The 22,745-nt window shown below is 66.8% G+C and carries 20 protein-coding genes; 16 read left to right on the forward strand and 4 right to left on the reverse strand.

What is annotated here, in order from left to right:
- Positions 1 to 97 precede the first annotated feature (97 nt).
- Positions 98 to 1,624, forward strand: coding sequence for a lysine--tRNA ligase (gene lysS, locus F615_RS0103385; protein WP_019559765.1), 1,527 nt, complete (start codon positions 98 to 100; stop codon positions 1,622 to 1,624).
- A 10-nt stretch (positions 1,625 to 1,634) separates the two neighbouring features.
- Complete coding sequence (locus tag F615_RS0103390; RefSeq protein WP_019559766.1) at positions 1,635 to 2,201, forward strand: pyridoxamine 5'-phosphate oxidase family protein; 567 nt, start codon at positions 1,635 to 1,637, stop codon at positions 2,199 to 2,201.
- Positions 2,202 to 2,215: 14 nt separating this feature from the next.
- Here the strand turns inward: F615_RS0103390 and F615_RS0103395 are convergent, their stop codons facing one another.
- Entirely contained in the window at positions 2,216 to 4,885 is a 2,670-nt protein-coding gene (locus F615_RS0103395) for a zinc-dependent metalloprotease (protein WP_019559767.1), read from the reverse strand.
- Between the two features lie 139 nt (positions 4,886 to 5,024).
- On the opposite strand from F615_RS0103395, the gene F615_RS0103400 reads away from it, so the two are divergent.
- The 14 genes from F615_RS0103400 (at position 5,025) to F615_RS0103465 (ending at position 17,562) form a co-directional block, all read left to right on the forward strand.
- Entirely contained in the window at positions 5,025 to 5,615 is a 591-nt protein-coding gene (locus F615_RS0103400) for a YqiA/YcfP family alpha/beta fold hydrolase (RefSeq protein ID WP_019559768.1), read from the forward strand.
- Positions 5,612 to 6,352, forward strand: a complete 741-nt coding sequence (gene fabG / locus F615_RS0103405) for a 3-oxoacyl-ACP reductase FabG (RefSeq protein WP_019559769.1) — start codon at positions 5,612 to 5,614, stop codon at positions 6,350 to 6,352. The genes F615_RS0103400 and fabG overlap by 4 nt, the downstream gene beginning before the upstream one ends.
- 31 nt (positions 6,353 to 6,383) lie before the next feature.
- The gene (locus tag F615_RS0103410) at positions 6,384 to 8,423 is read left to right on the forward strand and encodes a ribonuclease catalytic domain-containing protein (protein WP_019559770.1); all 2,040 of its coding nucleotides are present in this window, start codon (positions 6,384 to 6,386) and stop codon (positions 8,421 to 8,423) included.
- Positions 8,424 to 8,440: 17 nt separating this feature from the next.
- Positions 8,441 to 9,292, forward strand: coding sequence for an energy transducer TonB (locus F615_RS0103415; RefSeq protein ID WP_019559771.1), 852 nt, complete (start codon positions 8,441 to 8,443; stop codon positions 9,290 to 9,292).
- On the forward strand, positions 9,292 to 10,140 hold the full coding sequence (gene aroE / locus F615_RS0103420) for a shikimate dehydrogenase (RefSeq protein ID WP_019559772.1): 849 nt from the start codon (positions 9,292 to 9,294) through the stop codon (positions 10,138 to 10,140). The genes F615_RS0103415 and aroE overlap by 1 nt, the downstream gene beginning before the upstream one ends.
- A gap of 18 nt (positions 10,141 to 10,158) precedes the next feature.
- Positions 10,159 to 10,905: a monofunctional biosynthetic peptidoglycan transglycosylase gene (gene mtgA, locus F615_RS0103425; protein WP_019559773.1), complete on the forward strand. Its 747-nt coding sequence runs from the start codon at positions 10,159 to 10,161 to the stop codon at positions 10,903 to 10,905.
- Positions 10,906 to 10,936: 31 nt separating this feature from the next.
- On the forward strand, positions 10,937 to 11,551 hold the full coding sequence (locus tag F615_RS0103430) for a hypothetical protein (RefSeq protein ID WP_019559774.1): 615 nt from the start codon (positions 10,937 to 10,939) through the stop codon (positions 11,549 to 11,551).
- Positions 11,548 to 12,075: a TlpA family protein disulfide reductase gene (locus F615_RS17700; RefSeq protein WP_019559775.1), complete on the forward strand. Its 528-nt coding sequence runs from the start codon at positions 11,548 to 11,550 to the stop codon at positions 12,073 to 12,075. The genes F615_RS0103430 and F615_RS17700 overlap by 4 nt, the downstream gene beginning before the upstream one ends.
- A gap of 143 nt (positions 12,076 to 12,218) precedes the next feature.
- On the forward strand, positions 12,219 to 12,665 hold the full coding sequence (gene aroQ / locus F615_RS0103440; RefSeq protein ID WP_019559776.1) for a type II 3-dehydroquinate dehydratase: 447 nt from the start codon (positions 12,219 to 12,221) through the stop codon (positions 12,663 to 12,665).
- Between the two features lie 81 nt (positions 12,666 to 12,746).
- Positions 12,747 to 13,211, forward strand: coding sequence for an acetyl-CoA carboxylase biotin carboxyl carrier protein (gene accB, locus F615_RS0103445; protein ID WP_019559777.1), 465 nt, complete (start codon positions 12,747 to 12,749; stop codon positions 13,209 to 13,211).
- A 10-nt stretch (positions 13,212 to 13,221) separates the two neighbouring features.
- Complete coding sequence (gene accC / locus F615_RS0103450) at positions 13,222 to 14,571, forward strand: acetyl-CoA carboxylase biotin carboxylase subunit (protein ID WP_019559778.1); 1,350 nt, start codon at positions 13,222 to 13,224, stop codon at positions 14,569 to 14,571.
- 4 nt (positions 14,572 to 14,575) lie between these two features.
- Positions 14,576 to 15,472: a 50S ribosomal protein L11 methyltransferase gene (gene prmA / locus F615_RS0103455; RefSeq protein ID WP_019559779.1), complete on the forward strand. Its 897-nt coding sequence runs from the start codon at positions 14,576 to 14,578 to the stop codon at positions 15,470 to 15,472.
- A 50-nt stretch (positions 15,473 to 15,522) separates the two neighbouring features.
- A complete protein-coding gene (locus F615_RS0103460) occupies positions 15,523 to 16,623 on the forward strand; it encodes a zinc-ribbon and DUF3426 domain-containing protein (RefSeq protein WP_169452410.1) in 1,101 nt (366 codons plus the stop codon).
- A gap of 33 nt (positions 16,624 to 16,656) precedes the next feature.
- Entirely contained in the window at positions 16,657 to 17,562 is a 906-nt protein-coding gene (locus F615_RS0103465) for a carbohydrate kinase family protein (RefSeq protein WP_019559781.1), read from the forward strand.
- Between the two features lie 85 nt (positions 17,563 to 17,647).
- On the opposite strand, the gene F615_RS0103470 is transcribed toward F615_RS0103465, so the two are convergent.
- The 3 genes from F615_RS0103470 to F615_RS0103480 form a co-directional block, all read right to left on the reverse strand.
- A complete protein-coding gene (locus F615_RS0103470) occupies positions 17,648 to 18,109 on the reverse strand; it encodes a histone H1-like DNA-binding protein (RefSeq protein WP_019559782.1) in 462 nt (153 codons plus the stop codon).
- A gap of 210 nt (positions 18,110 to 18,319) precedes the next feature.
- Positions 18,320 to 19,471, reverse strand: a complete 1,152-nt coding sequence (locus F615_RS0103475) for a ribonucleotide-diphosphate reductase subunit beta (protein WP_019559783.1) — start codon at positions 19,469 to 19,471, stop codon at positions 18,320 to 18,322.
- Positions 19,472 to 19,673: 202 nt separating this feature from the next.
- The gene (locus tag F615_RS0103480) at positions 19,674 to 22,586 is read right to left on the reverse strand and encodes a ribonucleoside-diphosphate reductase subunit alpha (protein ID WP_019559784.1); all 2,913 of its coding nucleotides are present in this window, start codon (positions 22,584 to 22,586) and stop codon (positions 19,674 to 19,676) included.
- Between the last annotated feature and the right edge of the window lie 159 nt (positions 22,587 to 22,745).

Raw genomic sequence — 22,745 nt, forward strand, 5'->3', positions numbered from 1 at the left:
AGGCACAGTGCAGGGGCGACGAGCGGCGGGAACCGCCCGGATGATACGTGCGCTGGCCCGGTAAAATCGCCGGTTTCCCGCCGTTACGCTGCCCACCATGACCGACCGTGCGACGCCTGCTGCCGCCGAGGCTGCCGCCCCGGCCACCGACACCCACCAGCTGATTGCCGAGCGTCGCGAGAAGCTCGCTGCGATTCGCCGGCAGGGCGTGGCCTTCCCGAACGACTTCAAGCCCCAGCACCGGGCGGCCGGCCTGCTCCAGCAGTATGGCGACAAATCCAACGAAGAGCTCGAGCCGTTGGCGCTGAACGTGAGCGTGGCCGGACGCATGATGCTCAAGCGCGTGATGGGCAAAGCGAGCTTTTGCACGCTGCAAGATGCCACCGGCCGCCTGCAGCTGTACGTCACCCGAGATGGCGTGGGAGAGGAGGTCTATACCGCCTTCAAGCACTGGGATCTGGGCGACATCCTCGGCGCCGAAGGCCAGCTCTTCAAGACCAAGACGGGCGAGCTGTCGGTGCACGTGCGGCGGCTGCGCTTGCTCACCAAGAGCCTGCGTCCGCTGCCGGACAAGTTCCACGGCATGACCGATCAGGAACAGAAGTATCGGCAGCGCTACGTGGACCTGATGACCGATGAGCAGGCGCGACGCCGTTTCATCGCGCGCAGCAAGACCGTGAGCGCCATCCGCGACTTCATGACCGGCCACGGCTTCCTGGAAGTGGAGACGCCCATGCTGCATCCCATTCCGGGAGGCGCCAACGCCAAGCCCTTCGTGACGCACCACAACGCGCTGGACCAGGACATGTACCTGCGCATCGCGCCAGAGCTGTATCTCAAGCGGCTGATCGTCGGCGGCTTCGAGCGGGTGTTCGAGATCAACCGCAACTTCCGCAACGAAGGCATCTCGGTGCGCCACAACCCCGAGTTCACGATGATGGAGTTCTATGCCGCGTATTGGAACTACCATGATCTGATGGACTACACCGAGACGCTGATCCGCCAGGCCGCGCGAGACGCCACCGGCTCGGCCACTCTGACCTACCAGGGCCGCGTGGTGGACCTGGAGCCGCCTTTTGCGCGCCTGAGCATTCGCGATGCCCTGCTCCAATACGCGCCCCGTCTGAGCCCCGCCCAATTGGACGACCCTGCCTTCTTGCGCGAAGAGCTCAAACGGCTGGGCCAAGACGCACCGTCTCATTGGGGACTGGCGCAACTGCAGTTCGCCGTCTTCGAGGCGCTGGTGGAAGACCAGCTGTGGGAGCCCACTTTCATCATCGACCACCCGGTGGAGGTCTCGCCGTTGGCGCGCGCCTCCGACACCGACCCGTCCAAGACCGAGCGCTTCGAGCTCTACATCACCGGCCGAGAAATCGCCAACGGCTTTTCGGAGCTCAATGATGCGGAGGACCAGGCCGCACGGTTCCAGGCGCAAGCCGCCCAGAAGGCCGCCGGCGACGAGGAGGCCATGTATTACGACGCGGACTTCATCCGGGCGCTCGAATACGGCATGCCGCCCACCGGCGGCTGCGGCATCGGCATCGACCGGCTGGTCATGTTGCTGACCGACAGCCCCAGCATCCGCGACGTGATCCTCTTCCCGGCCCTGCGGCGCGAGCATTGAGGCACCGCCCATGAGTCGGCACGCGGAAGCTGACGGCGCACTGGGCGCCATCGAGGCCGCGGTGTGGCAGGAACTGGCGCAGGCGGCCCGCGACCGCCAACACCCCTGGCGCACGCCGGTCTTGGCCACCGGGCTGTCCGACGGGGCCGATGCCCGAGTCGTGGTGTTACGCGAAGTCGATGTGCCGACCCGCACCCTGGTGTTCTATACCGACACCCGCTCAGGCAAGGTGGACCAGCTGCGCCAGCGGCCCACCGGCACGGTGGTGATGTGGTCGGCCGCGCTGGGCTGGCAGCTGCGCTGCCGCGTCCAGCTCAGCCTGGACACCCAGGGGGTGAGCGTGTCCTCGCGCTGGGCCCGCATGAAGCTCTCGCCCTCGGCGCAGGACTATCTGTCGCCCTTGCCGCCGGGCAGCGTGATCGACGCCCCGACGCTGGCGACCTGGTCCCGCGAGGAGCGTGGACACTTCGGCGTGATCTATGCAGGCATCGACAGCCTGGACTGGCTGGAGCTGCGCCCCGACGGGCATCGCCGCGCCCGTTTCGATGCCCAAGGCGCACGCTGGTTGCAGCCCTGAGGAGCGCCCTGGCCTCAAGGCTGCCGCAGCAAAGACGCCTGCAGCGAACGCGCCAACAACGCTCGGCTGTCCTCCAAATGGGCCCGCAGGCTCTCCGAGCCCCCCGGGCGGCGCAGCGCCCGGTCGAGCTCCCCCAACAACTGCCGCGCCAGGCGGCGCTGCAGACTCAAGGCATCGGCAGGCCAGCCTGTGCCGCCGCGCGTGAGCAGGCCCGACACACGCCGCAAATGCTCACGCTGCAACTGCCGCCGCAGCAAGGAAATCTCGCCCCCGGTGCGCAGCTCGCTCCACACCGCCTGCTGCACGGTGCGGTAAACCTCGTCCAAGCCCAGCACCGGCTCGCCCGGCTTGGCATACAGCGGCGCCTCCAGCACCCGTGTGGCCGTGCCCGCGCCCAGCAAACGGTCGAGCACCGCCGACTGCACACCACGCACCAGCTCGGGCACCGACACCGGACCGGCCACATGGCGGTCGAGGTAATCGGTGGGCAGACGGCGCAAAAACTCGGGGCGAAACCGAAAATTGTCGGCACTGAACAAATGCCGCGTCAGGAAAGTGAGCGCGCGGCGCTGCTCATGCGCGGCCACCGGCGTGTAGGTGGCCCGCGCTTGCGGCCCCGGCAAGTCGCGCACCTGCACCATGCCCCCCACGTACTTGGCGGCCAGCTCGGCCACCACGCGCAGCGGCCCAAAGCCGCTGATCATCGCGCGACGCGCCCGCAGCGGATCCTCGCCCGGCTGGGGTTGGCGCGTTTGCAGACGCTGCCACAACTCCTGCGACAACACCAGGCGGCGCTCGTAATAGCGCAGCGGGTCGTTCCCGAGGTCGAAGCGGTTGGCCAGCGGATCGAAACCCTCGAAGCCACCCACGCCTCCGGCGTCGAAGTCATCGGCATAGGCCAATTCGGGCTCGCCACTGCGAGCAGCGATGCGGGCCAAGCCCTGTGCCTCGTCCTCGGGCGCGAAGGGCCGGTAAGCGTACTCGATGGCCCAATAGTCGTAGGGGCCGAGCGTGGTGTTGACGATGGCCCCCTGAGGCTGGCCGGCCGGCGCCAGGTTGTAGGCGTTGTAATCCATCACCGAGCCCGAGATGCCGCGCTCGGCCGTGTAGGCGGCATCCCCCAGCCGCGCCCAAGACACCGTGGTGGACGCCTTGAAGTTGTGCTTCAGGCCCAGCGCATGCCCCACCTCGTGCATGACCACGTCTTTGAGCACCGCCTGCACGAAGGCCTCGGCTTGCGGGCCATCGGGCGCGAGCTGGCCACGGGCTGCCAGCAAGTCCCAGACGAACTGCGCTTCGGCCGCCACCTCGCGGGCATAGTGGCAGGCCCCCTGGGCGGCTTCCCCGCGCCAGGCCGCCGTGAGTTCGGCCAGCCGATCGTCGCTGCTGGCGCGCGGCGTCTCGACGATGAAACGCCGCGCTCCACGGGCGAACAGGTCGGCGATCGCAATGTCCGCATCCAGGATCTCGCCGGTGCGCGGGTCGGCATGGTGCGGCCCGCGCGCCGTGGCCGCATCCGCCCCCACATACCAACGAATCGAGGCATGACGCGCATCCAGGGCCTCCCAGTCGGCCTCATCGCTTTGCTGACGCACCTCGATGGCGCCGATGAAGCCGATGCGCTCGAACGCCCGGTTCCATTCCAACACGCCTGCACGCACCGCCTCGCGGTAGCGCTCGGGGATGTTGCGGTCCAGCCAAAAGACGATGGGCTGGCGCGGCGCTGAGCGCTCGGCCTGGGGATCGGCCTTGTCCAGCCGCCAGCGCGCGATGTAATGCACGCGGGGCGGCACCGGCAGGTCGCGGCTGAGGTCGGTGTGCGCATGGGTGAAATGACCCAGCCGAGGATCGGCCAGGCGCGGACGCATCGGCTCGGCGGGCAAGGCCAGGAAGTTGTAGACCAAGTCGATGAAGAAACTGCGCGCATCGGGCAGCACGGTCGGCGGCGTCGGCACGGCCGCCGCGGCAGCGCCCGCCGCTGGCGCCGGCAGCACCGGGATGCGCGCCACCATGTGGTGCTGACGCACGCGCACCGCGGTCAACTGCGCGGACTGGTGCACGCGCTCGATCTGCGAATTGGCGCGATCCAAGGTATAGCTCAGACGGAATGCCGACTCGATCGCGCTGCCGTAGGCCCCGATATCGCCCAACAAGAAACTCGCATCGACCAACACCGACTGGCGCTGCGGATGTGGCGCGCTGGCCAACGGCATGGCCGCCAGCAAGCTCTCGGAATAGCCCTCGCCCACGGCCCGGCTCAACGCGGGATCCCCGGGGGCCCGAACCGCCGTGTTCAAGGCCACCAGCTGCATGCGGTCACCCTGCCGGCGCCACTGCACCAGCCAGCTGCGGCCCATCTGGCTGGCATACAGGCCGCGTTGGCCCACCGCGCCGGCCACGTTGATGCTGAACATCAAGGGCTGGCCCAGCTGCGCAGGCGCCAGCTCGAACCACACCTTGTCCTCGCGCCGCCACACCGGCAGGTGGCCGTCCTCGCGCGTGGCGCCGCGGACCACCTCCTCGAAGGCCGGCAGGGCGCCAGCCGGCGGCCTGGGGGACGAAGCGGCCGCCGCAGGTGGCGGTGCGGGGGCCTGCGGCGAGGTCACACCGATGCCGGCACAGCCGGCCACACTGGCGGCAAGCCACATCACGGCCCAGCGCACTGACGAGACATTCGCAGACATGCGCCCATCATGCCGCGACTGCGGGCCGCAGCAGGTGCAAAACCTTTCACACTCGGCCCTAGAACAAACCCCAGGAATGGTTCCGGGCGGGCTGGGCCGGCTTAGACTGCGACGCTTTGCCGCCGGCCTTGTCGTCCCGATGCCCCGCCGCGACCTGTTGTACCTCCACGGCTTCCGTTCCTCCCCACGCTCGACCAAAGCGCAGCACATGGGTGCGTGCGTCGCACGGCGACAAGCCCAAGGGGAAGACTGGAGCTGGCACTGCCCGCAATTGCCCCCATCGCCGGCGCAAGCATGGTCCTTGATCGAATCCGTGCTGCTGCGGCTGCCCCACGATCGACGCGCCGTGATCGGATCCTCGCTCGGCGGCTTTTACGCGACGGTGGCGGCCGAACGCTTCGGCTGCCCGGCCGTGCTCATCAACCCTGCGGTCGACCCGGCGCGTGATCTGGCTCGCTACATCGGCGAGATCACCGCCTGGCACAGCGAGGAACGCTTCTGGTTCCGCGCCGAGTACATCGAGGAGCTGCGCGCCCTCACTCCCGGGGCGATCACCCGGGGCGAGCGCTATTTCGTGCTGGTGGCCCAAGGCGACGAGGTGCTGGACTGGCGCGAGATGGCCGCGCGCTATGCCGGCACCCGGCTGACCGTGCTGGAGGGCGGCGACCACGCCCTCAGCAGCTTTCCCGACCACATCGACGACATCTTTTCTTTCTTGGAGCACGCATGAGACTGCAAGACAAAGCGGCCATCGTCACCGGCGCGGCCCAAGGCATCGGCCTGGCCACGGCGCTGAAGTTCGCCCGCGAAGGTGCGCGCGTGATGGTGTGCGACATGCGCCGCGAGGCCGTGGATGCCGCTGTGGCGCAGTGCCGCGCCCTGGGCGCCCAGGCCGAAGGCCTGGTCGTGGACGTGACCTCGCGCGAACAAGTGCAGGCGATGGCCCAAGTCGCGCTGGCGCGGCTGGGGCGCATCGACGTGCTGGTCAACAATGCCGGCATCACGCAGGACGCACGGCTGCAGAAGATGACGCTGGAACAATTCGACCGCGTCATCGATGTGAACCTGCGTGGCGTCTTCCACTGCACGCAGGCCGTGCTGCCGGCCATGCTCGAGCAAGGCGCCGGCGTGATCCTCAATGCCTCCTCGGTGGTCGGCCTGTATGGCAACTACGGCCAGACCAACTACGCGGCCAGCAAGTTCGGTGTGATCGGCTTCACCAAAACCTGGTCGCGCGAACTCGGCCCCAAGGGCATCCGCGTCAATGCGGTCGCGCCGGGCTTCATCGAAACCCCCATCCTCGCCACCATCCCGGACAAGGTGCTCAGCGCCATGCGCGAGGACGTGCCGCTCAAACGCCTGGGGCGCCCCGAAGAAGTCGCCAACGTCTACGCCTTCCTGGCCAGCGACGAGGCCTCCTACGTCAACGGGGCGGTGCTGGAAGTCAGCGGCGGCCTCACGATCTGAGATCGGGGCCCGGACAGGCGACAATCGGGGCATGTTCGCCCTGTTTGAAGAAGCCGGCAAATTCCTGGCCGGCCGTGTGATGTCCCAGACCGAGGCCTCGGTGCAGATCGAGCTCGAGTCCGGCAAGCGCGTGAAAGTCAAATCGGCCCACGTGCTGCTGCAATTCGACCAGCCCGCCCCGGCCCAATTGCTCGCCCAGGCGCAAGCCTTGTCTCAGGAGATCGACCTCGATCTGGCCTGGGAGTTCGCCCCCGAAGACGAATTCGGCTTCGCCGATTTGGCGAAGGACTATTTCGACCCCCACGCCGACGCGGTCCAGCAAGCCGCCGCACTGCTGCGCCTGTTCGAGGCACCGCACTACTTCCGCCGTGTCGGAAAAGGCCGCTTCAAAAAGGCCCCCCAAGACACCGTCAAGGCCGCCTTGCTGGCCATCGAGCGCAAGCGGCAACAACAGGCGCAAATCGAGGCCTGGGCCACCGAACTGGTCGCAGGCCAGTGCCCCGCGCCGGTGCGCGAGCAGCTCTACAAAATCCTGTTCAAGCCCGACAAAAACGCCCCGGAATACAAAGCCGTCGTCGAAGCCAGCAAACGCACCCACCGCAGCCCGCTGGACTTGCTCAAAGCCGCCGGCGCCATCGACAGCCCCTACCAGTTTCACTGGCGGCGCTTTCTGTTCGAGCACTTTCCCAAGGGCTATGGCTTTCCGGCCGTCAGCGCCCCAGCCATCACCGAGACGCTGCCCGTGGCCGCGGTGCGGGCCTTCAGCATCGACGACTCGACCACCACCGAAATCGACGATGCGCTGTCGGTGCAAGGCCTGGGCAGTGGCACCGTGGTGTTCGGCGTGCACATTGCCGCGCCCGGCCTGGCCATCACGCCCGGCGATGCGCTGGATCAAATCGCGCGCAGCCGCTACTCCACGGTGTACATGCCAGGCTACAAGATCACCATGCTGCCCGACGCAGTGGTGCAGGCCTACACCTTGCAAGAAGGGCGCGACTGCCCGGCCGTGTCGATCTATTTCACGATCGACGAAGCCACGCTCGAAGTCCGTGGCCACGAAACGCGCTTGGAGCGCGTGCCCATGGCCGCCAACCTGCGCCACGACCGGCTCGACGGCATGATCACCGCCGACACCCTCAGCGGCACCGCCCCGGCGACCTACCCGTTCCCGGACGAATTGGCGTTCTGCTGGCGCCTGGCCCGCCACCTCAAGACCCAGCGGGAAGTGCTGCGCGGCAAACCCGAGACCTTCACCCGGCCCGACTACAGCTTCAAGCTCGAAGGCCATGACGGCGGCGAACCCACCGGCCAGGAAACCGTGCGGATCACCCCACGCAAGCGTGGCGAACCGCTCGATCTGATCGTGGCCGAGGCCATGATCCTGGCCAACGCCACCTGGGGCGGCTGGCTGGCCGAACTCGGCGTGCCCGGCATCTACCGCAGCCAGGCCAGCCTGCTGCCTGGTGTGAAAGTGCGCATGAGCACCAAGCCGCTGCCGCACGCGGGCATGGGAGTCAAGCAATACACCTGGGCCACCTCCCCGCTGCGCCGCTATGTCGATCTCGTCAACCAGTGGCAAATCATCGCCTGCGCTCGCCATGGCCGCACCGCCGCGCTGGCTGCACCTTTCAAGCCCAAGGATGCCGAGCTGTTCTCGGTGATCTCCGGCTTCGATGCCGCCTACACCGCCTACAACGACTTCCAGCACAGCATCGAGCGCTACTGGACGCTGCGCTACCTCGTGCAAAACGATGTTCAGGAGCTCACCGCCACCGTGCTGAAGGACGCGCTGGTGCGTGCCGACAGCCTGCCGCTGGTCTTGCGCGCCACCGGCACCGAGAACCTGCCGCGCGGGGCCCATGTGCGGGTACGCATCACCGGGGTGGATGAACTCACGCTGGACGTGCATGCCAATCTCATCGAGCGCCTCGATGAAATCCCTCCCGAGGCCGTGGACGATGACAGCGAGGACGACACGGCCGCTGCCGGCCCGATCGCCTTGGCCATCGAGCTCGACGATGGCGACCCTGCGGCAGCGCCCCCGGGCCCTGCCGACGCGGCCGCCTGACCCGACACCGCGCCGCCATGCTCAAGAAGCTCAGCACCCTGCAGATCGCTCTGGCCATCTCCTTGGCCGTGCATGCCGCGTTGCTGACCGTGCGCTTCGTCGATCCCGAAGCCTTCAACCGCGTCTTCGAGGACACCCCGCTGGAGGTCATCCTCGTCAATGCGCGCTCTGCCGAACGCCCGGAACATGCCCAAGCCATCGCCCAGGCCAACCTCGCCGGCGGCGGCCAAGCCGAACGCGGCCGTGCCAGCTCGCCCCTGCCGCCGTCGGCCATGCTGGAGACGGGCAACGCCCTGGAGGATGCGCAACGCCAGATCGAATCCTTGATGGAGCAACAAGAGCGCCTGCTGGCCAGCCTGCGACGCGAGCTGGCCCAGCTGCCAGCGCCCGACCCGCGCCACGCCCAAGGCAGCCCGGAGGCCCGATCGCTCGAAGACAAGCGTCGCCAGTTGCTGCGCATGCTGGCCGAGATCGAAAAGCGCATCAACGAAGAAAACTCACGCCCCAAGCGCCGCTACGTCAGCCCCAGCACCCGCGAAGAAGCCTACGCGCTGTACTACGACCAGCTGCGCCGCAAAATCGAAGACCGTGGCACACGCAACTTCCCGGAGCATCAAGGCAAAAAGCTCTACGGCGAGCTCACCATGATCGTCACCGTCGACGCCCAGGGGCGTGTGGTGGACACCGAAATCGTGCAAGGCTCCGGCCAACCCGTGCTGGATCGACAGGCCGTGGCCATCGTGCACGCAGCCAGCCCGTTTGGCCCCTTCACCCGCGAAATGCGCGCCAAGGCCGACCAAATCGTCGTCGTCTCGCGCTTTCGTTTCACGCGCGAGCAGTCCCTGGAAACCACCTTGACCGGCAACTGATGGACACCGCCGAACGCCCCGACCGCTATGCGGTCATCGGCCACCCCGTGGCCCACAGCAAATCGCCCGACATCCATGCACGCTTTGCCGCTTTGACCGGGCAAAGCCTCGTCTACGAGCGCGTGCTCGCTCCGCTGGACGGCTTGGCCGCCACCGTGAGCGACTTCGCCGCCGCCGGCGGCCGCGGCTGCAACGTCACCGTGCCCTTCAAGTTCGAGGCCCACGACCTGGCGCAACGGTGCAGCCCACGCGCCATGCTGGCCCAAGCGGTCAACACCCTGCGCTTCGATGCCGACGGCTGGTTCGGCGACAACACCGATGGCGCCGGCCTGGTGCACGACCTGCAACACAACGCCGGCATCGATTTGGCCGGCCGCGACCTGCTCCTGCTGGGCGCCGGCGGCGCCGCTGCCGGCGTGCTGGGCCCGCTGCTGGCGGCGCGACCGCGCCGGGTGGTGGTGGCCAACCGCAGCCCGGACAAGGCCCGCGCCCTGGTCCAGCGCCATGCCCCGTGGGCCCAGGCCCATGAGGTGGAGCTGTGGGCTTGCGGCTTGGACGACTGCGGCAGCGGCTACGGCCTCGTGCTCAATGCCACGGCCGCCAGCCTGCAAGGCGCAGGCAGCCCAGTCTCGGCCGCCGTGCTGGGCCCAGGCGCCGTCGCCGTGGACCTGATGTACGGCCCGGCCGCCCAAGCCTTCCTGCAATGGGCGCGCGAGCATGGTGCCACCGCCCGCGACGGCCTGGGCATGCTGGTCGAACAAGCCGCCGAAGCCTTTCAGGTGTGGCGCGGCGTGCGCCCTCCCACGGCCGAGGTCCTGCGCGAATTGCGCACCGGGCTGACCGCCTGAACCCGAGGAGCCCATGCCATGCGTCGCATGCTCGACTGGGCTTGGCGTCTGATCGCCCTCTTGCTCGTCTGCACCCTGTCGCTCCAGTTGTATTTCTTGGCGCGGGTGGCCCTCATGCGCGTCATCGATCCGCAGTCCACCACCTTCCAACGCAGCCAGGCTTGGCGCATCACCCTGGAGACAGGTCGTCTGCCCTGGCGGCAGGCTTGGCGCGCCTACGACGACATCTCCGACCACCTCAAACGGGCTGTCATCGCGGCCGAAGATGCCAGCTTCGCCGAACACGACGGCGTGGATTGGGACGCCATCGAGCGTGCCTGGGAACGCAACCAGCAAGCCCTGGAGCGGGCCGAGCGCCTGGCCCGGCGCCGTCCCGAAGCGGCCAAGCCGCCGGTGCGCATCGTCGGGGGCTCCACCATCACGCAGCAATTGGCCAAGAACCTTTTCCTCTCCGGCGAGCGCAGCTTGCTGCGCAAGGGCCAGGAAATCGTCATCACCTACATGCTCGAACACCTCCTCGGCAAACGCCGCATCCTGGAGATCTACCTCAACAGCGTGGAATGGGGCGAAGGCGTCTTCGGCGCCGAGGCCGCCGCGCAGCACTACTTCGGCGTCCCTGCCGATCGACTCACCCCCTGGCAGGCCGCCCGCCTGGCCGTCATGCTGCCAGCGCCGCGCCGCTACGAGCAGCGCCCACACTCGGCCTACTTGCAGCGCCGTGCGCAAACCATCCTGGCGCGCATGAGCGCCGTGACCCTGCCGTGAACCTCCACACCGTCCCACGGGTCTGACTGCCATGCCTCCCTCCGCCCTCACCGCCGAAATCGCCGCCACCGCCGCCCGACTCATCGTCGAAGACGGCATGGAATACGGGCCGGCCAAGCGCCGTGCCGCCAAACTCGTCGCGGCGCGCTGCAGTGCTCCGGTCGAGCTGCCCGACAACGACCTGGTCGAAGAGGAAGTGCGTGCCTACATCGAGCTCTTTTGCGCCGACACCCAGCCGGCCGAGCTGGCCGCACTGCGCAGCGTGGCATTGCGCTGGATGGAACGCCTGGTCCAATTCGACCCGCACCTGAGCGGCGCCGTCTGGAATGGCACGGCCACGCGCCACAGCGACATCTGGATCCAGCTCTATTGCGACGACCCCAAGTCCGCCGAAATCAGCCTGCTCAACCTGGGCATCCCCTACGATGTCGGGCGGGCCCAGGGCTGGCGCGGCGAGCCGGTGGACGTGCTGACCGTCACCGACCGGCATGCCGCGCTCGCGCAGCCGGTGCTCGTGCACTTGGGGATCTACGACCGCGACGACCTGCGCGGCGCCCTGCGCCGGGACGCTCGCGGGCGCAGCGAGCGCGGCTCGCTGGCAGCCCTGCGCGCCCTGATCGACCCCGACACGCCTGCACGCGAATGAACCGACGACACGCCCTTTCATATGCCGGCGCGGCCCTGGCCGCCGCCCTGGCCGGAGCCGGACTGGCCTGGTGGCGATGGCGCCCCACCGAGGCGGCCGCCCATGCCGCAACCACCTTGTTTTCCCAGACCTTCGACAGCCCCGAGGGCAGCCCCCTGGCGCTGCGCCAGTTCGCCGGCCGGCCGCTGGTGGTCAATTTCTGGGCCACCTGGTGCCCGCCGTGTGTGAGAGAAATGCCCGAGCTCGACCGCTTCTACCGCGGCCATCGGGCCCAGGGCTGGCAGGTGCTCGGCGTGGCCATCGACCAGCCGCAAGCCGTGCGCGAGTTCTTGCTCAAGGTGCCGGTGAGCTTTCCGATCGCCATCGCCGGCTTCGCCGGCACCGAACTGGCCAAGGCCCTCGGGAACACTTCGGGGGCCCTCCCTTTCACCGTGGCGCTGAATGCCTCCGGTGAAATCACGCACCGAAAGCTGGGCGAAACCAGTTACGATGAATTGCTCGGTTGGGTGCAGCCGCTGGCCTGAGGCACTGGCCGGAGGTCGCGGCCCCATCGTCCGGCCCCATGCCCATGACGAGGTCAATTGAAACAATTTCTCGACTTTTGGCGTGATTTGCGCTTAAAGTTGCGCCTTCGTCTCACAACTTGCGCGTTCGCGCTTTCCACCCCATGTCGATCCTCGTCCTTCATGGCCCCAATCTCAATTTGCTTGGCACCCGTGAGCCGCAGGTCTATGGGTCGACCACTTTGGAGCAGATCAACGCTGATCTCGTCAAGATGGCGCAAGATCACGGCCAGACCCTGGTGGCCTTTCAAAGCAACCATGAAGGAGCCCTGGTCGACCGCATCCATGCCGCCCGGCTGGATGGCACCCGCTTCATCCTGATCAACCCGGCGGCCTACACCCACACCAGCGTGGCCCTGCGCGATGCCTTGGCCGCCGTGGCCCTGCCCTTCGTGGAAGTGCACCTGTCCAACATCCACCGCCGCGAACCCTTCCGCCACCACTCCTACCTGTCGGACCTGGCCGAAGGCGTGATCTGCGGCCTGGGCGCCAGCGGCTATCGGCTTGCGCTGGCCTATGCGCTGGAGCGCCTGAGCCGGGCCCCAGCCTGACATTTCACAACACAAAAAATGATCGGTGCACAATGCGCGCCGATCTCAACAATCCACCTCGAAGTCTGTTGGAGAGCCACCATGGATCTACGCAAGCTCAAAACCCTGATCGACCTGGTGTCCGAGTCGAACATCTCGGAACTGGAGATCACCGAAGCTGACGGCAAGGTCCGCATCGTGAAGTCCGATGGTCAGGCTGCAGCCCTGCCCGCCATGGTGGCCGCGCCCATGCTGGCGCCCACGCCCGTGACGGCGGCGGCCGTGCCCGCCCCGGCGCCTGCCGCCCCGGCCCCGACCCCGGCCGCCCCGACCGGCCATGCGGTCAAGTCCCCGATGGTCGGCACCTTCTACCGGGCCTCCAGCCCCGGTGCCAAGCCCTTCGTGGAAGTGGGCCAGCAGGTCAAGGAAGGCGATCCGATCTGCATCATCGAGGCGATGAAAATCATGAACGAGATCGAAGCCGACAAGTCCGGCACGATCACCCAGATCCTGTGCGAAAACGGGCAAGCCGTCGAATACGGCCAGCCGCTGATGATCATCGAGTGAGGCGCACTCGATGTTCAAGAAGATCCTGATCGCCAACCGCGGGGAGATCGCCCTGCGGATCCAGCGCGCTTGCCGTGAAATGGGCATCCAATCGGTGGTGGTCTATTCCGAGGCCGACCGCGATGCCAAATACGTCAAGCTGGCCGACGAAGCCGTCTGCATCGGCCCGGCGCCGTCCTCGCAGAGCTATTTGCACATGCCGGCCATCATCTCGGCCGCCGAAGTGACCGATGCCGAAGCCATCCACCCCGGCTATGGCTTCCTGTCCGAGAACGCCGACTTCGCCGAACGCGTCGAGCAAAGCGGCTTCACCTTCATCGGCCCCACGCCCGAATCGATCCGCCTCATGGGCGACAAGGTCTCGGCCAAAGCCGCGATGATCAAGGCTGGCGTGCCTTGCGTGCCCGGCTCCGACGGTGCCTTGCCCGAGGACCCGAAGGAAATCATCCGCATCGCCCGCTCGATCGGCTACCCGGTCATCATCAAGGCTGCCGGCGGCGGTGGTGGGCGCGGCATGCGTGTGGTGCACACCGAAGCCGCGCTGATCCATGCCGTGCAGACCACCCGGGCCGAAGCAGGCGCCGCCTTTGGCAACTCGGCGGTCTACATGGAGAAGTTCCTCGAGAACCCGCGCCACATCGAGATCCAGGTGCTGGCCGACCAACACCGCAATGCCGTCTACCTGGGCGAGCGCGACTGCTCGATGCAACGCCGCCACCAAAAGATCATCGAGGAAGCCCCCGCGCCAGGCATTCCGCGGCGCATCATCGAGCGCATCGGCGCGCGCTGCGCCGATGCCTGCAAAAAGATCGGCTACCGCGGCGCGGGCACCTTCGAGTTCCTCTACGAAAACGGCGAGTTCTACTTCATCGAGATGAACACCCGGGTGCAGGTCGAGCACCCGGTCACCGAGCTGGTCACCGGCATCGACATCGTGCAGATGCAAATCCGCGTGGCCGCTGGCGAGAAGCTGCCGTTCTCGCAGCGTCACATCCAGATGCGCGGCCATGCGATCGAGTGCCGCATCAATGCCGAAGACCCGTACAAGTTCACCCCGTCGCCGGGGCGCATCACCATGTGGCATGCCCCTGGCGGCCCCGGCGTGCGCGTGGACTCGCACATCTACACCAACTACTTCGTGCCCCCGCACTACGACTCCATGATCGGCAAGATCATCGTGCACGGGGACACCCGCGAACAAGCGCTGGCCCGCATGCGCATCGCGCTGTCCGAGACGCTGGTCGAGGGCATCCAAACCAACATCCCGCTGCACCGGGAATTGATGGTCGACTCCAAATTCATGGAAGGCGGCACCAGCATCCATTACCTGGAAAGCTGGATGGCGCAGCACCAGCGTTGAGGTCATGGTCGAACTCATTCTGCTGGCCGCCGAGGACGACGTCGAAACGGTGTCCGATGCCTTGATGGAACTCGATGCGCTGTCGGTCTCGGTCGAAGATGCCGATGCCGACACCGCCTCCGAGCATGCCTTGTTCGCCGAGCCGGGCCTGCCGCCGCCCCGCGCGGGCTGGCAGCGCTCCGCGGTCAAGGCCCTCTACCCAGACGAAGCCGCCGCCCTGGACGCTGCCACACTGCTGCTGGCGCAGTCGTGGGCCGGCAACGTGCACGTGGTCGCGATTCAAGACGTGCCCGACGAGGACTGGGTGCGCCTGACGCAATCGCAGTTCGCGCCGGTGGAAATCACGCCCGAGTTCTGGATCGTGCCCAGCTGGCATGAGCCCCCTGCGCAAGCCCAACGCGTGGTCCGTCTCGACCCGGGCCTGGCCTTCGGCACGGGCACCCATCCGACCACGCGCATGTGCCTGCGCTGGATCGCCCAACAAGCGCCATCGCTGGGCAGCACCTGGACGCGCGTGCTCGACTACGGCTGCGGCTCGGGCATCCTGGCCATCGGCGCGGCCCTGCATGGCGCCGGACAGATCGACGCCGTCGACATCGACCCAGCCGCCGTGGAAGCCACCTGCCGCAACGCCCAGGCCAATGGCATCACGCTGCAAGCCGGGCCGCCCGAACTGGCCCGGGGCGCCTACCCCCTGGTGCTGGCCAACATCCTGGCCACCCCCCTGAAGCTGCTCGCCCCGCTGCTTTGCGCTCATGTGCAACCCGGTGGCCACTTGGTGCTGGCCGGCATCCTGGAGCGGCAGGCCGAGGAATTGCGCGCCGCCTACGCCCCTTGGCTGGCTCTGCACGTGAGCGACCAGGAAGAGGGCTGGATCCTGATGACCGCCCGCCGTGACTGAACCCCTGCCGCCCTTCGGGGCGGATGGTGCATCGTGGCATCATTCGCGCCATGAGCCTGGCTACCCGTTGCCCCGCCTGTCATACCGCCTTCCGCGTGGTGCAAGACCAGCTCAAGGTCTCTGAAGGCTGGGTGCGCTGCGGCCGTTGCAACGAAGTCTTCAATGCCTTGGACGGGCTGTTCGACCTCGAACGCGAGCCCGCCCCCACCCGTGGCACGGCCTCGGCCAGTGGGCTGCCGCAAGACAGCCCCAGCGCGGCCGTGCAGGCCGGCTTGGGCGCCTTGTTGTCCCGCGCCTCCAGCGACATGGCCCCACCGCCAGCCCCTCCTGCGGTCTCGCCCCCCTCCCGCGCGCCCGAGCCGCCCAGCGTGCCGAACGATCCCCAAGAGCACGAAGCCATCGCCACTTCCGAAGTGCTGGATTCGCGCTTTCTTGACCGCAGCACCTACGGCGCACAGCACGATGCAGACGGGGAACATGGGTTCCCCGATGCACGCCTGGACAGCCGCCTGCACGGCCCCGACGACAGCCAGCCCCCGCGTCCTTCGGCCTGGACGCCTCGCGCGACCTCCAGCGCCGCACGCGGCGCTCGACACCGCAGCGCCCGTGCCCGTGACACACGCCCAGAGGCGTCCGCCGCCACCCCGGGCTTTTTGCGCCGGGCCGAGCGCGAGGCCCGCTGGCGCCACCCGGCGATGCGCGCCGCGCTGGGCTTGCTTGCCTTGTGTCTGCTGAGCGGACTGGCCCTGCAGTGGGCCTACCACGAACGCCAATGGCTTGCCGCCCATCACCCCAGCACGCGCCCCTGGCTGGAACGACTGTGCACCTGGACCGGCTGCCGCATCGGTCCTTGGCAGTCCATCGACCATGTGGTCGTGGACAGCAGCAGCTTGAGCCCCGGCAGCACACCGGAGAGTTATCGCCTCTCCGTGCAACTGCGCAACCGGGCCCCGGTGGCGCTGGCCATACCCGCCATCGAATTGGTGCTGACCGATACGCAAGGTCAGCTCGTGGCGCGCCGCGCCCTGCTGCCTTCGGACTTTCGTGTGGGCGACACCCTCGCGCCGCACGGCGACCTCAGCCTGCGGCTCGAATTCCGCACCCCCGGACACCGTGTGGCCGGCTACACGGTCGAAGCCTTTTATCCTTGACGATCCCCCCCTCTCTCTGCTCGGAGCTTGTCCATGCCAGCGCTGATCTGCGGTTCCCTCGCCTTCGACACCATCACCAACTTCCACGGGCGCTTCCGCGATCAGATCCTGCCAGAGCAAATCCACATCCTGAACGTCTCGTTCCTCGTGCCCACCTTGCGTCGGGAATTCGGTGGCTGTGCCGGCAACATCGCCTACTCCTTGCACCAGCTGGGCGGCACGCCGCTGGTGATGGCCACGCTGGGCAGCGACGGACACACCTATCTTCAGCGCTTGCGTGACTGGGGCGTGTCCACCGAGTTCGTGCAGGTGCTCGAAGATCACTACACCGCCCAGGCCATCATCATGACCGACCTGGACAACAACCAGATCACCGCCTTCCACCCTGGCGCGATGGCACAGGCCCACCGCATTCGCATCCAGGCGCGGCCGGACATCGCACTGGCCATCATCGCTCCGGACGGGCGCGAGGCCATGCTCAGCCATGCCGAACAGCTGGCCGCGGCCGGTATCCCCTTCATCTTCGATCCGGGTCAGGGGCTGCCGATGTTCACTGGCGAGGAACTGCGGCACTTCATCGCTCAGGCCACCTGGGTCGCGCTGAACGACTATGAAGCCCGCATGCTGTGCGAACGCACTGGCCAAGATCTGGCCACCCTGTCGCGTTCACACCTGCGCGGCGTGGTGGTCACGCTCGGGGAGCATGGCTGTGAAGTCTGGATCCAGGGCGAACGCCAGCACATTGCCGGCGTGAAAGCCCAGGCCGTGGTCGATCCCACCGGCTGCGGAGACGCCTTCCGCGCCGCGCTGCTCTATGGTCTGGAGCGGGGCTGGCCTTTGGCCCGCTGCGCCGAACTGGGCAATCGGCTGGGCGCCTTGAAGATCGCCTGCAGCGGTCCGCAAAACCACCGCATCGACCGCGCCGCCCTCGGTTTGTGACCCGCCAATAAAAAACCCGGCCGCAGCCGGGTTCTCGGTCCGCAGGGCACTGCAGGCACTTGCCGCAGCGCCCTTGCGGGCAGGCTCAGGGCTTGTTGCCCGTCGGGAAGGGCCAGGCCGCTTGAGGGCTGAGCGCCGTCTTGGCCGCGGGGGCCGCCGGAGTCGCCGCAGGGGCAGCCGGGGCGGCAGGGGCCGCTTTGGCCGCAGGCTTCTTCGCTGCAGCCTTCTTGGCCGGAGCCTTCTTCGCTGGGGCCTTCTTGGCCGCCGCCTTCTTGGCCGGAGCCTTCTTCACCGCGGCCTTCTTGGCCGGAGCCTTCTTCGCCGCCGCCTTCTTGGCCGGCGCGGCCTTCTTGGCGGCGACCTTCTTCACCGCGGCCTTCTTGGCCGGGGCCTTCTTCACCGCCGCCTTCTTGGCCGGCGCGGCCTTCTTGGCGGCGACCTTCTTCACCGCGACCTTCTTGGCCGGAGCCTTCTTCGCAGCGGCCTTCTTGGCGGCCGGCTTCTTCGCTGCCGCCTTCTTGGCGGCCGGTTTCTTCGCAGTTGCCATGACGAATCTCCTTGATCAAGTGGCAAAGAGCACCGCGCTGCTCGATACAGCACGGGGATTCACAGCCCGGGGTTCTGTCCTTGCGGGACGCCCCGGTACGGTGAATGCGTTGGCAGGCCGTCGGCGCGGCTTCTACGTCCGCTGCATTGGGCCTGCAAAGTCTGTTGTTCTTCGTTCATGTCCCGAAGCCCGGCCTGCGGCCGCGGCGCTTCAATCCCACGACAGCGCGCCACCGGACTGGTATTCGATGACGCGGGTCTCGAAGAAATTGCGCTCTTTCTTCAGGTCGATCATTTCGCTCATCCACGGGAAAGGGTTCTCCTCATGCGGGAAGAGCTCCTCCAAGCCAATCTGCGTGGCGCGCCGATTCGCGATGTAGCGCAGATAGCCCTTGAACATCGAAGCATTCAGCCCCAACACCCCGCGCGGCATGGTGTCTTCGGCATAGCGGTATTCCAGCTCGACGGCCTTGAGGAACAGGGCCTTGATTTCGGCCCGGAACTCCGGCGTCCACAGATGCGGGTTCTCGAGCTTGATCTGGTTGATCAGGTCGATGCCGAAGTTGCAGTGCATCGACTCGTCGCGCAGGATGTACTGATATTGCTCGGCCGCCCCGGTCATCTTGTTCTGGCGGCCCAGCGCCAGGATCTGGGTGAAGCCGACATAGAAGAACAGCCCTTCCATCAAGCAGGCGAAGACGATCAGGCTCTTGAGCAGCTTCTGATCGTTCTCGGGCGTGCCCGTCTTGAAGGCCGGATCCATGATCACGTCGATGAACGGAATCAGGAACTCGTCCTTGTCCCGGATCGACGGAATCTCGTGATAGGCATTGAAGATCTCGCCCTCATCCAAACCCAGCGACTCGACGATGTACTGGTAGGCATGGGTATGGATCGCCTCCTCGAAGGCCTGGCGCAACAGAAATTGGCGGCACTCGGGCGCCGTGATGTGACGGTAGGTGCCCAGCACGATGTTGTTGGCCGCCAGCGAGTCGGCCGTGACGAAGAAGCCGAGATTGCGCTTGACGATGCGGCGCTCGTCTTCGGTCAGGCCGTTGGGGTCTTTCCACAGCGCGATGTCGCGGGACATGTTGATCTCCTGCGGCATCCAGTGGTTGGCGCATGTGGCGAGGTACTTCTCCCAGGCCCACTTGTACTTGAACGGGACGAGCTGGTTGACGTCGGTCTGCCCGTTGATGATGCGCTTGTCGGCGACATTGACGCGGCGCGTGGAGACCGCAGCGGCGGACAACGGTGCCCCTTGGGGTGACGATGCCGCGGACCGCGCGGCACCAGGCGTCGTGGGCACGGTCTGCAACGCAAGAGAGTTCGAAGCTTGGAGGTCTTCTTCCCAGGCCAACATGGTGGACTTCCTATGGGTGCGAATTATGAGAGTGTTGTGTCCAAACACCAAGCACTTCTTGACAAGGACGCGATGAACTTGTTGCTGTGCTGCATCGAAATCGGCGCTCGTTGCAGCACCTCATCACCGTCTGGTGCGAACACACGATGGCATCGATGCGAGCACGCGGCCGAACACCGCGCCTCGCATCACACCGGTCTGCTTACTGACAGGCCTCGCAGGTCGGATCGTCGATGGAGCAGAACTTCACGTCGGTGGCCGGCACGGCGGCCATCTGCGCACGCGCCTGCGCGGCCGCGGCCTCCAGCGCCGCAGACCCGCTGCTCACACCGCCTTGCGCAGGCACGGCATTGAGCTGACCAGGCCGGACCGTGGACTTCTCGGCATGGGTCGCGCCGATGGTGCGCAGGTAGTAGGTGGTCTTCAGACCACGCCGCCAGGCGAGCTTGTAGGTCTCGTCGAGCTTCTTGCCCGATGCGCCGGCCATGTAGATGTTCAGACTTTGCGCCTGGTCGATCCACTTCTGACGGCGCGCGGCAGCCTCCACCAGCCACACCGGCTCGATTTCGAAGGCCGTGGCATACAGCTGCTTGAGATCCTCGGGCACCCGATCGATGCGACGCAGCGAGCCGTCGAAGTGCTTGAGGTCCATGACCATCACGTCGTCCCACAAGCCCAGCTTTTTCAGGTCGCGCACCAGGTACTCATTGACCACGGTGAACTCGCCCGAGAGGTTGGACTTGACCGACAGGTTGCCAAAGCAGGGTTCGATCGAAGCATCCACCCCAACGATGTTGGAGATGGTGGCCGTCGGCGCGATGGCCACACAGTTGGAGTTGCGCATGCCGTACTGGGCGATGCGAGCGCGCAGCGCCTCCCAGTCCATCGTCGAGGACGTGTCGACCTCGACGTAGCCGCCGCGCTCCTCGGCCAGCATCTTCAGCGTGTCCAACGGCAGGATGCCGCGGTCCCACAGCGAGCCGCGATAGCTGGAGTAGCGGCCACGCTCCTCGGCCAACTCGGTGGACGCCCAGTAGGCGTAGTAGCACACCGCCTCCATCGAGCGATCGGCGAACTCCACGGCCGCCTGGCTGGCATAGGGGATGCGCAGCTGATACAGCGCGTCCTGGAAGGCCATGATGCCCAGGCCGACCGGGCGGTGACGCAGGTTGGAGTCGCGGGCCTTCTTGACGGCGTAGTAGTTGATGTCGATGACGTTGTCCAGCATGCGCATGGCCGTGGCCACCGTCTTCCTGAGCTTCTCGTGGTCGATGCCGCCGTCCTTGAGGTGCCGCGCCAGGTTCACCGAGCCCAGGTTGCACACGGCGATTTCCTGGTCGTTGGTGTTCAGCGTGATCTCGGTGCACAGGTTGCTGCTGTGCACCACGCCGACGTGCTGCTGGGGCGAGCGCACGTTGCAAGCGTCCTTGAAGGTGATCCAAGGATGCCCGGTCTCGAACAGCATGGTCAGCATCTTGCGCCACAGATCGACGGCCCGCACCTTCTTGTACAGCTTGATCTCGCCGCGGGCGACCATCTCCTCGTAGCGGGTGTAGGCCGCCTCGAAGTCCTTGCCGAATTTGTCATGCAGGTCCGGGCAGGTGGACGGCGAAAACAGCGTCCACTCCCCGTTTTCCATCACCCGCTTCATGAACAGGTCGGGAATCCAGTTGGCCGTGTTCATGTCGTGGGTGCGGCGGCGATCGTCGCCGGTGTTCTTGCGCAGCTCCAGGAACTCCTCGACATCCAGGTGCCAGGTCTCCAGATAGGCGCACACGGCGCCCTTGCGCTTGCCGCCTTGGTTGACGGCCACGGCCGTGTCGTTGACCACCTTCAGGAAGGGCACGACCCCTTGGCTCTCGCCATTGGTGCCTTTGATATGGCTGCCCAGGGCGCGCACGCGGGTCCAGTCGTTGCCCAAGCCGCCGGCGAACTTGGACAACAGCGCGTTTTCCTTGATGGCCTCGTAGATGCCTTCCAGATCGTCGGGCACGGTGGTGAGATAGCAGCTCGACAGCTGCGAGCGGCGCGTGCCGGAATTGAACAGCGTGGGCGTGCTCGACATGAAGTCGAAGCTGGACAACACCTCGTAAAACTCGATGGCTCGTGCTTCGCGGTCGATTTCATTGAGCGCCAGACCCATGGCCACGCGCATGAAGAAGGCCTGAGGCAGCTCGATGCGTTGCTTGCGGATGTGCAGGAAGTAGCGGTCGTACAGGGTTTGCAGGCCCAGATAGTCGAACTGCAGGTCGCGATCGGCTTTGAGCGCTTGGCCCAAACGGGTCAGATCGAACTGCAGCAGCCGCTCGTCGAGCAGCTCGGCCTCCACCCCCTTCTTGATGAAGCCGGGGAAATACTCGGCATAGCGCTGGTGCATCTCGGCATGGGTGACCTCCTCGCCGAGCACTTCCTTGCGGATGGTGTGCAGCAGCAGCCGCGCCGTGGCGCGGGTGTAAGCCGGGTCTTTTTCGATCAGGGTGCGCGCAGCCAGGATGGCAGCCTTGTGCACCTCCTCCATCGGCACCCCGTCGTAGAGATTGCGGCGGGTCTCGGCCAAGATGGGCTCGGGTTTGACGTCCTCACCCAAACCCTCACAGGCCGACTGGATCAGGGCCTGCAGGCGCGTCATGTCCAGGGGCACGCGGTGGCCTCCATCGACCACCATCAGCGTGGGCTCGGCCTGCTGGGCGGCCGCCTGCTCGGCTTGACGGGCGCGCTCTTGGGCGCGGCGTTCCCGATAGAGCACATAGGCTCGCGCCACTTCATGGTGGCCGCCACGCATCAGACACAGCTCGACCTGGTCCTGCACGTCCTCGATGTGGAAGGTGCCACCGCCCGGACGTGAGCGCAGCAAGGCACGCACCACCGTCTCGGTCAGGTTGTCCACCGTCTCGCGCACGCTGGCCGAGGCCGCGCCTTGCGCCCCGTGCACCGCCAGAAAAGCCTTCATCAAGGCCACTGCGATCTTGTGCGGCTCGAAAGCCACCACCGCGCCGTTGCGACGGATGATCTGGTAGCCGGCATAGGCCGAGGACGTGGCGCCGGCCGGACGGGCGGTAGAGGCACTGAGGGCGGAGCCAGTGTGCGGCTCGGAGCTGGCAATGGTGGTTTGCATGGGTTCCCCTAAATCTGCGTGTGGCGGTGCATGTCCAGCGGTGCCGGTGGCGCGAGCTCGGAGCGAGCCCTCACCATGACGGGCCGCGGCCATGCACACATCGTCTGGACCGCTGCGCTGCCTGCGGCTCCGGCGGCTCGGCGGCCGGCCTGGCTGACG

Source organism: Caldimonas manganoxidans ATCC BAA-369 (genome assembly GCF_000381125.1).
GTDB classification, from domain to species: domain Bacteria; phylum Pseudomonadota; class Gammaproteobacteria; order Burkholderiales; family Burkholderiaceae_C; genus Caldimonas; species Caldimonas manganoxidans.

Coding starts and splice junctions, on each gene's coding strand:
- F615_RS0103470 (WP_019559782.1), bottom strand. CDS start 18,109: ATGGCAACTGCGAAGAAACCGGCCGCCAAGAAGGCGGCAGCGAAGAAG.
- aroQ (WP_019559776.1), top strand. CDS start 12,219: ATGTCGATCCTCGTCCTTCATGGCCCCAATCTCAATTTGCTTGGCACC.
- F615_RS0103415 (WP_019559771.1), top strand. CDS start 8,441: ATGCTCAAGAAGCTCAGCACCCTGCAGATCGCTCTGGCCATCTCCTTG.
- F615_RS17700 (WP_019559775.1), top strand. CDS start 11,548: ATGAACCGACGACACGCCCTTTCATATGCCGGCGCGGCCCTGGCCGCC.
- accC (WP_019559778.1), top strand. CDS start 13,222: ATGTTCAAGAAGATCCTGATCGCCAACCGCGGGGAGATCGCCCTGCGG.
- F615_RS0103430 (WP_019559774.1), top strand. CDS start 10,937: ATGCCTCCCTCCGCCCTCACCGCCGAAATCGCCGCCACCGCCGCCCGA.
- F615_RS0103410 (WP_019559770.1), top strand. CDS start 6,384: ATGTTCGCCCTGTTTGAAGAAGCCGGCAAATTCCTGGCCGGCCGTGTG.
- F615_RS0103460 (WP_169452410.1), top strand. CDS start 15,523: ATGAGCCTGGCTACCCGTTGCCCCGCCTGTCATACCGCCTTCCGCGTG.
- F615_RS0103395 (WP_019559767.1), bottom strand. CDS start 4,885: ATGTCTGCGAATGTCTCGTCAGTGCGCTGGGCCGTGATGTGGCTTGCC.
- prmA (WP_019559779.1), top strand. CDS start 14,576: ATGGTCGAACTCATTCTGCTGGCCGCCGAGGACGACGTCGAAACGGTG.
- lysS (WP_019559765.1), top strand. CDS start 98: ATGACCGACCGTGCGACGCCTGCTGCCGCCGAGGCTGCCGCCCCGGCC.
- fabG (WP_019559769.1), top strand. CDS start 5,612: ATGAGACTGCAAGACAAAGCGGCCATCGTCACCGGCGCGGCCCAAGGC.
- aroE (WP_019559772.1), top strand. CDS start 9,292: ATGGACACCGCCGAACGCCCCGACCGCTATGCGGTCATCGGCCACCCC.
- F615_RS0103475 (WP_019559783.1), bottom strand. CDS start 19,471: ATGTTGGCCTGGGAAGAAGACCTCCAAGCTTCGAACTCTCTTGCGTTG.
- mtgA (WP_019559773.1), top strand. CDS start 10,159: ATGCGTCGCATGCTCGACTGGGCTTGGCGTCTGATCGCCCTCTTGCTC.
- F615_RS0103465 (WP_019559781.1), top strand. CDS start 16,657: ATGCCAGCGCTGATCTGCGGTTCCCTCGCCTTCGACACCATCACCAAC.
- F615_RS0103400 (WP_019559768.1), top strand. CDS start 5,025: ATGCCCCGCCGCGACCTGTTGTACCTCCACGGCTTCCGTTCCTCCCCA.
- accB (WP_019559777.1), top strand. CDS start 12,747: ATGGATCTACGCAAGCTCAAAACCCTGATCGACCTGGTGTCCGAGTCG.
- F615_RS0103390 (WP_019559766.1), top strand. CDS start 1,635: ATGAGTCGGCACGCGGAAGCTGACGGCGCACTGGGCGCCATCGAGGCC.
- F615_RS0103480 (WP_019559784.1), bottom strand. CDS start 22,586: ATGCAAACCACCATTGCCAGCTCCGAGCCGCACACTGGCTCCGCCCTC.